Origin of the sequence: Streptomyces cyaneus, assembly GCF_004028635.1 — a bacterium.
In the GTDB taxonomy this organism is placed as follows: domain Bacteria; phylum Actinomycetota; class Actinomycetes; order Streptomycetales; family Streptomycetaceae; genus Streptomyces; species Streptomyces cyaneus.
In genome coordinates, this window is the sequence record NZ_ML138678.1 from 979150 (window position 1) to 990570 (window position 11421).

Below are 11421 nucleotides of genomic sequence, written 5' to 3' on the forward strand. Positions count from 1 at the left end.
GCTCACGTGGGGTGCCCCGGGTGTTGTGCCCGCTAAGAGGCCGACGGTTCGTAGTCCTGGCCGAGGACCACCGAGACGTCCGCGTTCGCGGACACGTCGCCCTTGGCGACCGCTGCGGAGGACAGGCCCAGGGTCTTGGCGACCTCGGTGGCGTTTTCCTTGTCGGCGGCGTCGGCGTAGACGACCTCGGACGTGGCCGCGGTGGACGCCGAACCGCCCTCCAGGAAGGTGAAGCCGCCGTTCAGCAGCACGACCCGGGCCTTGTCGGTGTTGCCCTTGGCGCCGCTGGCGTTGCGGACGGACACGCGCACGGCGGCGTCCTTGTCGGGGCTCTTGGCGGTGCCGCCGAGGACGTCCTTGACGACACTGGCGCTCGCCTGTGCGCTCAGCGTGCCGTCGGTCTGGACGGGCAGCAGGGCCGTCTTGTAGTCGCCGCCCTTGGCGAGGTCGGCGAGCTTGGCGAGGAAGGCGCCGAGGTCCTTGTCGGTCAGCGGCGGCTCGATGATCATCCCGAGCGTCTGCACGGTGGTCGTCGCACCCTGCGTGTCCGAGGTCAGCTTGCGCAGCACGGCCTGCATGACCTGCCCGAACCGCTCCAGCTGGGCGTTCGGGGCCTCGCCCGAGCCGCTGTAGGTGGCGTAGGCGACGGCCATCTTGCCGCTGAGGGACTGGTCCTGGCCCTTGCGTACGAGGGGCGCGGCGCCCTTGGACTTGGCGGCCGGGTCGGGCACGTCGACGTTGGTGTCGACCTCGATGTTGCCGACCAGGTCGACGAGGTTCTGCAGATACGGGGTGTCCAGCCGCCAGGTGCCCTGGATCTCGGTGCCGAGGACGGTGTCGATCGCGTCGCGCGTCCCGGAGGAGCCGTCGTCGTCGACCGACTTGGCGAGGGTGGTCGTGCTGCCGTCGTCGCCGGTCAGGGCGAGGGAGTTGGGCAGCAGGACGGTGGTGCCCTGCTTGGTGGTGGTGTTGTCGACGAGCAGCGCCGTGGAGGTGCCGCCCTTCTTGGTGTTGTGCAGATGGACGACGATCACGTCCCGCTTCTGGGCGCCCACGGCCGTCGCCGTGCCCTCCTTGCTGTCGGACGACGACAGACCGGGCAGCTTCCCGGCGTACCAGAGGTAGCCGACGCCGCCGGCCGCGGCGACCGCCAGGACGACCACGAGCGCGATCACACGCGCGCGTGCCCGTCGCCGGGCCTCCTCGCGCCGCTCGGTGCGGTTCTCGGTGAACTTCAGCCAGTCGATGACGTCCTCGGAGTCCGAGTCGGGCTCCTCGACGAAGGCGAACTGCTCGGTGCGGTAGTCCCGGTCCCCCCGGTCCTGGGCCATCGGCTCCTCGACCGGCCCGGCCTGGTGCGGGATGTACGCGGTCTGCTCGGCGACGCGGTGCTGCTGCCCACTGGTGGCGGTACGGCCGTACGGGTCGTACGGCGCCGAGTGCCCGCCGGCCTGCTGCTGGTGGTGCGTGCCGGTGCCGTACGGGTCGTAGCCGGGCGTGGTCGGCTGCTGGCCGGTGTCGCCGCTGCCGTAGGGGTCGTACGGCGGGGCCGGCTGCTGTCGGCCGGTCGCGTACGGGTCGTAGCCGTACCCCTGCTGTGCGTAGGGGTCGTACGACTGCTGGGGCGGCTGCTGCGGTGGCGGGACCTGTCGGTACATCGGCCGCCCGTACTCGTCGTAGCCGACGAGTTCGTACTGGTCGGCCTCGTATCCTGCGGCCCCCGCGTCGTATCGGTCGTTCACCGGTAGCCCCTCTCGGCTCACTGCCTCACTCGCCGCGGTACAGCTCACGTTTGTCGATGTAGCGCACGACTCCGTCGGGCACCAGATACCAGATGGGATCTCCCTTTGCGACTCTCGCGCGGCAATCGGTGGACGAGATGGCCAGCGCGGGAACCTCGACCAACGACACGCCGCCCTCCGGGAGCCCGGAGTCGTCGAGGTGGTGGCCGGGCCTGGTGACCCCGATGAAGTGCGCGAGGGAGAACAACTCTTCCGAGTCCCGCCAGGTCAGGATCTGGCCCAGGGCGTCGGCGCCGGTGATGAAGAAGAGGTCGGTGTCCGGGTTGAGCACGCGCAGGTCACGCAGGGTGTCCACGGTGTACGTCGGGCCGCCGCGGTCGATGTCGATGCGGCTGACGGAGAACTGCGGGTTCTCGGCGGTGGCGATGACCGTCATCAGATAGCGGTCCTCGGCCGGGGAGACGTGCCGGTGGCTCTTCTGCCACGGCTGGCCGGTCGGCACGAACACGACCTCGTCGAGGTGGAACTGCGCGGCGACCTCACTGGCCGCGACGAGGTGGCCGTGGTGGATCGGGTCGAACGTTCCACCCATGACGCCGAGGCGGCGCTTGCCGGGGTTCGTGGGGCCGCTTCCGGGGCCGGTAGGCATGTCCTGCTCTCCCATGCGTGCAGACCCTACCGGCCCCGCCTGAGGGGCCTCGGCCGACAGCTGCGGCAACTGCCCGGGCGGACCGGGAAAGGCCTGGTCGCAGCTCAGCGGTCGCGGTTGAAGCGGGTCGTGATCCACAGCAGGAGCAGCAGGATGACGAAGGCGCCACCCCCGGTGAGCCACGGGCTGATGCTGTCGTGGTTGCCCCCGTGCTCCTCGCCCTCGGCGGCGAGGGTGACCAACTGGGCAGCGGCGCTGTGGAAGCTCATCTTCGGCGTGACCTATCGGGTGTGGGCGGGATAAAGATGTCGGCCCATCGTAAGCGGGCGCCATGACGGCGATCACGCCGACTCCACCGTTGGGGCGCCTGCGACGGCCCGCGGGGAACCTTCCCGGGGGCTCACTCGTCCTTCCGCCTGTAGCCCCGCAACAGGAACCACGCGGTCAGCACACAGCCCACGACCATCACGATCAGTACGACCCGGAGCAGATTCCCCGCCCCCTGCTGCTCGGCTGCGCTCGCGGCCTCGGTGAGCCAGGCGGCGGCGGGGTTGTGCTCCATGGCGCGGAACTCCTTCGCTGTAGTGCCCGTCCACGGTAACTCCGCCTAGGCTGGGCTCTGCTTCGGGGGTGCAAAGGGCGGAACAAGGCTCAGCAAAGGGCCGCAGAGAGCCATAGAGAGCCATCCACACGCACATGGGGGAAGACATGTCCGACGGCCACGAGCACAACGGGCACGAGAACGTACCGAGCAGGCAGCGCAGGCGCTTCCCGGGGATCTCCTCGCGCGCGTACGAGCACCCGGCGGACCGTTCGGCCCTGGTGGCCCTGCGCAAGCTCAGCGGCTTCGACACGGTCTTCAAGGCCTTGAGCGGCCTGCTGCCCGAGCGCAGCCTCAGGCTGCTGTTCCTGTCCGACTCGGTGCGGGTGTCGGAGCAGCAGTTCGCGCACCTCAACGACATGCTGCGGGACGCCTGTTACATCCTGGACCTGGAGAAGGTCCCGCCGATGTACGTCAACCAGGACCCGGTGCCGAACGCGATGTGCATCGGCCTGGACGAGCCGATCATCGTGGTCACGACGGGGCTGCTGGAGCTGCTCGACGAGGAGGAGATGCGGGCGGTGGTCGGCCACGAGGTGGGCCACGCCCTCTCCGGCCACTCGGTCTACCGCACGATCCTCCTCTTCCTGACCAGCCTGGCCGTCCGGGTCGCCTGGATCCCGCTGGGCAACATCGCGATCATGGCGATCGTGACGGCGCTGCGCGAGTGGTTCCGCAAGTCGGAGCTGTCCGCCGACCGGGCCGGCCTGCTCGTCGGCCAGGACCTCCAGGCCTCGATGCGCGGCCTGATGAAGCTCGCGGGCGGCCACCATCTGCACGAGATGAACGTGGACGCCTTCCTGAAGCAGGCCGAGGAGTACGAGGCGGGCGGCGACCTGCGCGACTCGGTCCTGAAGATCCTGAACGTCCTGCCCCGCTCCCACCCCTTCACCACGGTCCGCGCGGCCGAGCTGAAGAAGTGGGCCGAGTCCCGCGACCACCAGCGGATCATGGACGGCCACTATCCGCGCCGCTCGGAGGACAAGGACACGTCGGTCACCGACTCCTTCCGCGAGTCGGCGTCCCACTACGCCACCCACGTGAAGTCCTCCAAGGACCCCCTGATGAAGCTGGTCACGGACATCGCCGGCGGCGCGGGAGACCTGGGCGGCCGGGTGCGAAGGGGCTTCGGCGGCTTCACAAGCGCCCCACCGAAGGACGAGCCGAGGCGCGACGACACGGACGACGAAGGATCCGGCAGCTGAGCTATTCAGCCCGTCCGGCGTTTGAGGACGAGGCCCGTTCAGGGCCGAAGCGGGGGTCTGGGGGCCGCAGGCCCCCACCGGGGTCGAAGGGGCGGAGCCCCTTCAAGGACGGGAAGGGTAGGGGCGGCGGGGGCGATAAAACTCCCCGCTCAAACCTTCGGCTGGGCCCCCGCCGCCAGCGACCCGCACAGCGCCGTCGCCCCGCCCGTGGCGTACGGGTCGGTCCCCGCCGGCCCGCCCTCCTTCGCCGTCTGCCCCGCCAGCAGCGGATGCAGCCGGTTCGTGGAGTCCTCGGCGCAGGACAGCGGCCCCGCCTGGACATAGGACACGACCAGCTGGACCTGATTCAGCCGCAGGTCCTCACGGTCGAACCGGAACTGCAGCTCCCGACGCACGGTGAAAAGTGAGGCCTGATCCGCACCGGCCCCCACCGCCCGCAGCGCGTACACAAACGTGTGATCGGCCGTGACCTCCAGCGTCGAGGAGTCGGTCTCCGCGGCCTGCAGCGTCCCCTGCACCCGGATCTTGCGATCGGCCAGCTCGGCCTGAGCCGGATCGAACCGAACCAGCCACCCGGTCGGCGCATGCCGCCCGTCCGCGGCCGGATGGCGGAAGCTCTGGTCGAACTGGTCCAGTTGGTCGGGATCGAGCAGGACCCGCACCGGACGGACCTGGTCCCCGGTGAGCACCTCGGGGTACAGCGAGGACCGCACGATGTAGTCCTTGGCGATACTCAGCGCGTTCGTCACCTGACTGTCCGAGAAGTGCGCGGTACGCCGCGCGGCCGGCAGCGGTATGCCCTCCGCGCCGATGCGGAACTGCGCGGCGGGACTCTGCGCGTACAGGTGGTCGGTGTCGCTCGCCCCGGGCACCTTGCCCTGCGGGGCGAGCGGGATGACGGTCATCCGCAGGGGCTCGGCGGGCGGCCCGGAACTCGCGGGGTTCTGATAGGGGTGCCGTACACCCATATAGATCGCCGTACCGAAGGCAACGGCGATCAACAGGACCAGGATCAGCGCCTGCCGGGACAGGCCCCGGCGCAGCGGTGGACGGCGGCGTACGGCGGGCGCGTGGTCGGCGATGCGCTCCTGCGCGGAGAACTCCTGAAGGCGGGCAGCACGGACGAACGACTCGTCGAAGACGACGGATCGGTACTCGTCCTCACCACCTCCGGGGCCGCCCTCGGGTGCCCCCTCGGGTGGGTCTCCAGGCCCTCCCATATCTTCAGGGTAGGTCGCGGGGAGCTCCGGTAAACGCCCTGGTACACGACAAGTTCTGACAGGTTCTCACCAGGATGGTGAGGCAGCTCTCAGCAATGCTCAGGCCCTCGAACAGCTCCGTTCAGGGCGTGCGCGGGATGGCCGAAATGGCGGGCTGGGAGTGATCGGCGGAGGCGGAGGGAGCCGCTCCGCTGCCCTGTTCCAGCCCGGTGGACGCGGGCGGCGGGACCTGGTCCCGGTTGCCGGAGGAAGCGCCGCGGTAGACCGCCGTGAAGGCCAGCGCGACCATGCCGATCCCCATCACGAGGGCGAGCACCCAGGCGACGGGACGGTGCCAGCGGACCTGCTTGCCGTATGCCCAGGGGGCGCCGTAACGGTCCTCGAGTATGTCCGTGTCGTCCAGATCGTCGAGCTCGGGATCATGGCCGAAACCGGTGCGGCCGTCGGGGCCGTACCCGTCGTCGAACCGCTCGCCCCGGCCGTGTGCCCGGCGCGCTTCCGCCTCGGAGGCCTCCGCTCTCGCCTGGGCGGCGGCCAGGAGGCGCTCGACGGCAGTCGGCTCGTGCACCACGGCCGCCCGTACGAAGGCCTCGTCGAAGACCACGGAGGCGAACTCTTCGTCCGACACCCCGCGGTCGTGGTCGTCGTCGGGCTCCCAGCCGTCAGGGAACGGCGTGCCCCCCACGTCCTCCGGCACGGATCCAGAGTAGTCCTGGGGGGTCAATTTGGGCAGACGGTATGGAAATTCATCCGCCTTGTGAGACACCTCTGGTGCGGCACGGGGGCAGTCCGGGAGCGCGTGTCGGGCGCATATGCCCTGGCCGCGCGCCCCGCGCCGGGGAGTCCTTCAATGCGCCGGGCGACTCAGCGCCGTACGTGCCCGTCCCCGGTGACGATGTACTTCGTGCTGGTCAGTTCCGGCAGTCCCATCGGACCGCGGGCGTGCAGCTTCTGCGTGGAGATGCCGATCTCCGCGCCGAAACCGAACTGGCCGCCGTCCGTGAAGCGGGTGGAGGCGTTCACCGCGACCGTCGTGGAGTCGACCAGCTGGGTGAACCGGCGGGCGGCCTGCTGCGAGGTGGTCACGATGGCCTCGGTGTGCCCGGAGGTCCACAGGCGGATGTGCTCGACGGCCTTGTCCAGCGAGTCCACCACCGCGGCGGCGATGTCGTACGACAGGTACTCGCTCTCCCAGTCCTCGGTCGTGGCCTCGACGACGGTCGCCTTGGAGTCCTTGGCGTACGCCAGCACCCTCTCGTCGGCGTGCACGGTCACCCCGGCCTCCGCGAGGGCGTCCAGGGCGCGCGGCAGGAACTCGGGGGCGATGTCCTGGTGGACCAGGAGGGTCTCGGCGGCGTTGCAGACGCTGACCCGCTGGGCCTTGGAGTTGATCAGGATCTCGACGGCCATGTCGAGGTCGGCGTGGGCGTCGACGTACACATGGCAGTTGCCGGTGCCGGTCTCGATGACGGGGACGATCGACTCCGACACGACGGTCTGGATCAGCGAGGCACCACCGCGCGGGATCAGCACGTCGACGAGGCCGCGGGCGCGCATCAGCTCGCGCACGCTCTCGCGGCTCTCCCCGGGCACCAGCTGCACGGCGTCGGCGGGCAGCCCGGCCCCGCCCACGGCATCCCGGATCACCCGGACGAGGGCGGTGTTCGACTCGTACGCCGAGGCCGAGCCGCGCAGCAGCACGGCGTTGCCGGACTTCAGGCAGAGGGCGGCGGCGTCCACGGTGACGTTCGGGCGGGCCTCGTAGATGATCCCGACGACGCCCAGCGGGACGCGGACCTGGCGCAGGTCGATGCCGTTCGGCAGCGTGGACCCGCGGACGACCTCGCCGACGGGGTCGGGCAGGGCGACGACGTCCCGCACGTCGGCGGCGATGGCCCGCACCCGCTCCGGCGTGAGCGTCAGCCGGTCGATGATCGCCTCGCTGGTGCCGGCCTCGCGGGCCTTGGCGATGTCCTTGGCGTTGGCCTCGACGATTTCGCTCGTACGGACCTCCAGGGCGTCCGCGATGGCGAGCAGCGCGTCGTCCTTCTCGGCCCGCGGGAGGGGGGCGAGGTCGGCGGCGGCGGCCTTGGCGCGGTAGGCGGCCTGGGTGACCGGGGACATGGAGTCGTACGGCGAAAGCGTGGTCATGAAAGAAGGGTAGTGCGACCGGGGCCGGCGTCCTTCCGCTGTCCCATCTCCCGAGACGGAACCGATACGCGCCTCTCGTCCTCTTTTGCCCCGACGTGCCGCCGGACCCCCACGTGGCGCTAGAAGGGATGGACGCCGACGGGGGTCGCCGGTGGCGGCCCGTACCCTTCCGCGATCCGCTGGTGGTAGGTCTCGCGGTCGATGACCTCCAAGCCGACGATCTCCCAGGCCGGCAGCCCCGCGCTCTGTCGGTGCTCGCCCCACAGGCGCAGGGCGACGGCGGCCGCGTCGTGCAGGTCGCGGGCCTCTTCCCAGTAGCGGATCTCGGCGTGGTCGTGGGCGTACCTGCTGGTCAGCAGAAAGGGGTGGTCGTGGGCGAGCTGTTCGAGGGCGCGCCGCAGCTCCTTCAGCGGGGCCTCCTGGCCGGAGACGCTGAGGGTGACGTGCCACAGGCGGGGCAGGTCCTCGGGCTCCTCGTAGCGGTCGCCGGCCGAGACGCTGGTCAATGCGCGCTCCTCACCGGCCGCACGGGACGAGGCCCCAGCGGCACTGCGGGGCGCCGTCCCAGGGCGCACTCGTCTCACAACGGCCTCCTCCACGCAGTGACCGACTCGGTGGTCGTACGGAATGTCCCTGAGACAAAGTTGAGCAGGCCGCAAGGTCTCGCGGGGCGCTTTTGCGGAACGTCCACCTCAGGGCGACTCGTATTGCAGGGCGTTCACCCCGTTTTCGGCCGGGGGTCCGGGGGTTGGCCCCCGGGGCAATGCAGCGCGGAACGTCCACCTCAGGGCGACTCGTATTGCAGGGCGTTCACCCCGTTTTCGGCCGCGCCGTCACCAGGTGGTACTCGACGTCACCGAGCACCACCCCACGTCACCGGACCGCGCTCAGGGGTGCAGGATCACCAGGTCGTCCCGGTGGACGACCTCCCGCTCGTACTCCGCCCCCAACTCCCGAGCGAGTTCCCGCGTCGACCGCCCGAGCAGTTGCGGGATCTCCTTGGCGTCGAAGCTGACGAGCCCGCGGGCGATCGCGCGCCCCGTGCTGTCGCGCAGCTCGACCGGGTCGCCCGCGCTGAACTCGCCCTCGACCGCGGCGATTCCGGCGGGCAGCAGCGACTTGCGGCGTTCGACGACCGCCCGTACCGCGCCGTCGTCCAGCGTCAGCGAGCCCTGCGGAGTGGACGCGTGCTGGAGCCACAGCAGCCGGTCGGCGGAGCGCTTGCCGGTGGCGTGGAAGTAGGTGCCGGTGTCGCCGCCGGAGAGGGCCTCGGCGGCGTGGATGGCGCTGGTCAGGACCACGGGGATGCCCGCGGCGGCCGCGATCCGGGCCGCCTCGACCTTGGTGACCATGCCGCCGGTGCCGACCCCGGCCTTGCCCGCGCTGCCGATCTCGATCCCGGCCAGATCCGCCGGCCCGCGCACCTCCGCTATCCGCGAGGTCCCCGGCTTGCTGGGGTCGCCGTCGTAGACGCCGTCCACGTCGGACAGCAGCACCAGCAGATCCGCCCGCGCCAGATGCGCCACCAGGGCGGCGAGTCGGTCGTTGTCGCCGAAGCGGATCTCGTCCGTGGCGACGGTGTCGTTCTCGTTGACGATCGGGAACGCACCCATCGCGAGGAGCTTGTCGAGGGTGCGCGAGGCGTTGCGGTGGTGGGCGCGGCGGCTCATGTCGTCGCTGGTCAGCAGCACCTGGCCGACGCGGACGCCGTAGCGGGCGAAGGAGGCGGTGTAGCGGGCGACGAGGAGGCCCTGGCCGACGCTGGCGGCGGCCTGCTGACGGGCCAGGTCCTTGGGGCGCCGGCGCAGGCCCAGCGGGGCGAGTCCGGCCGCGATGGCACCGGAGGAGACGAGGACGATCTCCCGCTCCCCGCCGCTGCGGCTCTTGGCGAGGACGTCGACGAGCGCGTCGACCCGGTCGGCGTCCAGGCCGCCGGACGCGGTGGTCAGCGACGAGGACCCCACCTTGACGACGATCCTGCGGGCGTCGCGCACACCCTGCCTTGCCCCTGCCACCTGTGCTCTTTTCCCTCGCATACGTCCGGTTCCCTGCTCGGCAATCTACGCGAAGTGGATCGTGCGGCGCGCGGGGATTCCAGCCCCCGGACAGGCGAGCGGTAACTGTTTGCTCACGGGTCGCATACGGCAAAAAGGTTGCGTTGGTTGCCTATAGAAAACAACGACAGTGCAAACTTATTTTGAACGCTGTGTCACACAATGCCCATCATGGTCACCGCGAGAAGCGCATCCTGCTCCGCTCGGGTAAGAGCCCCTACGACGTCGTTTCCGTGGAGGAGGCCCTCCACCGGGACGTCATCGCCACCAACTCCGGCAACCTGATCTTCAGCGACGCCACCCACAAGATCCTCGAGACCCCGCACACCGAGGTCGTCTCGAACGGCATCCGCACCGAGGTCTCGGCGGCGGACCGGATCAACGAGGAGTACGACGCGTTCGTCGTCCCGCTCGCCAACGCGTTCCGGCCTTCCTTCGAGGCGCAGTTGAAGCGGCTGACGCGGCTGATCACCAAGCTGAAGATCCCGGTGGTCGTGGTCGGCGTCGGCGCGCAGGCCGGGCTCGGCTACAACGCGGCGCGCCTGAAGGGCATCGAGCCCTCCGTGCGCGAGTTCGTCTCCGCGGTGCTCGACCGCAGCGCCTCGATCGGAGTCCGGGGCGAGTTCACCGAGAAGTACCTCAAGGACCTGGGCTTCCGGGACGTCGAGGTCATCGGCTGCCCCTCGCTCTTCATGTACGGCAAGGAGCTCACCGTCACCAAGCGGGAAGCCTCCCTCGGCGCCGGCTCCCGGATCGCGGTCAACGGCTCGCACAACGCGGTGAAGTCACAGGGCCTGGAGCGGGTCATCACCCGCGCCCACGCCCGCTACCCGAACCTGCGCTTCATCGGCCAGAACATCAGCGACGCACGGCAGTTGCACTGGCGGGACCTGTCCGACCCGAACGGCCTGGTGACGGCGATGCCGACGCACCCCGAGCACCCGATGTACCGGGAGGACAAGGTCCGCGTCTACGTCGACCCGGTCACCTGGATCGACGACCTGCGCGCCTTCGACTTCTCCTTCGGCTCCCGCATCCACGGCAACATCGCCGCGCTGCTCGCCGGCACACCGGCGACGGTGCTGTGCGGCGACTCGCGCACGCTGGAGCTGTGCCGCTACTTCGGCATCCCGCACCGCCGGATCGACAAGCTGCCCGAGGACCTGGACCCGGCGTCGCTGTACGAGGAGGCCGACTTCGGCGCCTTGACGAGCGGCCACCAGGAGCGGTTCGAGCGGTTCACGGGGTTCCTGGACCGCAACGGCCTGGACAACACGTTCACGCACGGCGACGGCGGCGCCGCCTTCGAGGAGCGCATGCGGTCGCTGGCCTTCCCGGCGGGCATCCGCCCCTGGAACGACGCCGACCTCGCCTCGCTCACCACCAGGTTCGGCTGGCTGCAGAGCCGTATCAGCGAACTCACCACGGACAACGACCGGTTGAGACGCGAGATGGCCCGCGCCGGCAAGGGAGGCGGGGCGCTTCCGGCGGCGTCCGTCTACCGCCGGGCCCGCCGGGTGGTGGGCGGGCCGATCCGGCGGGCGCTGCAGTCGGGACGCTAGGCCCTGTCGTTTGGATCAGGCCGGCTGTGAGGTGCAGTGCCTTCAGCCGGCCCGAGCGGGGTCTGGTGCGTGCAGCTGCAAGGCGGAGGAGGGAGTCGACGCGGAGCGTCGGCGAGTGACGACAACGCGGCAGATGCGCGTGCCAGACCCCGCGACGCCGGGATGATCCAAACGACAGGGCCTAGGGGCAGGGTTCCGGCAGCTTCGGCCACTCCAAACCATCCGGACACTCGCGTG

At 70.3% G+C, this 11421-nt stretch carries 11 protein-coding genes; 2 read left to right on the forward strand and 9 right to left on the reverse strand.

All coding sequences use genetic code 11. The features are described 5' to 3' along the window. Window positions 1–32 precede the first annotated feature (32 nt). The 4 genes from EHO50_RS04405 to EHO50_RS04420 all read right to left on the reverse strand — a co-directional run bounded on the left by EHO50_RS04405 (window position 33) and on the right by EHO50_RS04420 (window position 2953). Complete coding sequence (locus tag EHO50_RS04405; RefSeq protein ID WP_128428452.1) at window positions 33–1742, reverse strand: LCP family protein; 1710 nt, start codon at window positions 1740–1742, stop codon at window positions 33–35. Between the two features lie 25 nt (window positions 1743–1767). Then, entirely contained in the window at window positions 1768–2406 is a 639-nt protein-coding gene (gene nadD / locus EHO50_RS04410; protein WP_128428453.1) for a nicotinate-nucleotide adenylyltransferase, read from the reverse strand. Window positions 2407–2495: 89 nt separating this feature from the next. Continuing rightward, window positions 2496–2660, reverse strand: a complete 165-nt coding sequence (locus tag EHO50_RS04415; RefSeq protein WP_128428454.1) for a hypothetical protein — start codon at window positions 2658–2660, stop codon at window positions 2496–2498. A gap of 131 nt (window positions 2661–2791) precedes the next feature. Beyond that, complete coding sequence (locus EHO50_RS04420; protein WP_093909385.1) at window positions 2792–2953, reverse strand: hypothetical protein; 162 nt, start codon at window positions 2951–2953, stop codon at window positions 2792–2794. Window positions 2954–3087: 134 nt separating this feature from the next. Here EHO50_RS04420 and EHO50_RS04425 point away from each other — a divergent pair, with 134 nt between their 5' ends. Beyond that, window positions 3088–4197, forward strand: a complete 1110-nt coding sequence (locus EHO50_RS04425) for a M48 family metallopeptidase (protein WP_128428455.1) — start codon at window positions 3088–3090, stop codon at window positions 4195–4197. Between the two features lie 149 nt (window positions 4198–4346). Here the strand turns inward: EHO50_RS04425 and EHO50_RS04430 are convergent, their stop codons facing one another. From EHO50_RS04430 to proB, 5 genes are all read right to left on the reverse strand, one after another. Then, window positions 4347–5417, reverse strand: coding sequence for an SCO2583 family membrane protein (locus EHO50_RS04430; RefSeq protein WP_128428456.1), 1071 nt, complete (start codon window positions 5415–5417; stop codon window positions 4347–4349). 121 nt (window positions 5418–5538) lie between these two features. Further along, window positions 5539–6114 (reverse strand): SCO2584 family spore wall biosynthesis protein, encoded by a 576-nt coding sequence (locus EHO50_RS04435; protein WP_484422062.1) that lies wholly within the window; start codon window positions 6112–6114, stop codon window positions 5539–5541. A 167-nt stretch (window positions 6115–6281) separates the two neighbouring features. Further along, a complete protein-coding gene (locus tag EHO50_RS04440) occupies window positions 6282–7568 on the reverse strand; it encodes a glutamate-5-semialdehyde dehydrogenase (protein WP_128428458.1) in 1287 nt (428 codons plus the stop codon). Between the two features lie 119 nt (window positions 7569–7687). Then, entirely contained in the window at window positions 7688–8152 is a 465-nt protein-coding gene (locus EHO50_RS04445) for a hypothetical protein (protein WP_128428459.1), read from the reverse strand. Between the two features lie 303 nt (window positions 8153–8455). After that, the gene (proB, locus tag EHO50_RS04450) at window positions 8456–9562 is read right to left on the reverse strand and encodes a glutamate 5-kinase (RefSeq protein ID WP_128428969.1); all 1107 of its coding nucleotides are present in this window, start codon (window positions 9560–9562) and stop codon (window positions 8456–8458) included. Window positions 9563–9774: 212 nt separating this feature from the next. Here proB and EHO50_RS04455 point away from each other — a divergent pair, with 212 nt between their 5' ends. Continuing rightward, window positions 9775–11184, forward strand: coding sequence for a polysaccharide pyruvyl transferase family protein (locus tag EHO50_RS04455; RefSeq protein WP_128428460.1), 1410 nt, complete (start codon window positions 9775–9777; stop codon window positions 11182–11184). Window positions 11185–11421: the final 237 nt, after the last annotated feature.

Excerpts from the sequence above, each read along its gene's own strand:
- nadD (WP_128428453.1), bottom strand. The coding sequence starts at position 2,406 with ATGGGAGAGCAGGACATGCCTACCGGCCCCGGAAGCGGCCCCACGAAC.
- EHO50_RS04415 (WP_128428454.1), bottom strand. The coding sequence starts at position 2,660 with ATGAGCTTCCACAGCGCCGCTGCCCAGTTGGTCACCCTCGCCGCCGAG.
- EHO50_RS04420 (WP_093909385.1), bottom strand. The coding sequence starts at position 2,953 with ATGGAGCACAACCCCGCCGCCGCCTGGCTCACCGAGGCCGCGAGCGCA.
- EHO50_RS04425 (WP_128428455.1), top strand. The coding sequence starts at position 3,088 with ATGGGGGAAGACATGTCCGACGGCCACGAGCACAACGGGCACGAGAAC.
- EHO50_RS04430 (WP_128428456.1), bottom strand. The coding sequence starts at position 5,417 with ATGGGAGGGCCTGGAGACCCACCCGAGGGGGCACCCGAGGGCGGCCCC.
- EHO50_RS04440 (WP_128428458.1), bottom strand. The coding sequence starts at position 7,568 with ATGACCACGCTTTCGCCGTACGACTCCATGTCCCCGGTCACCCAGGCC.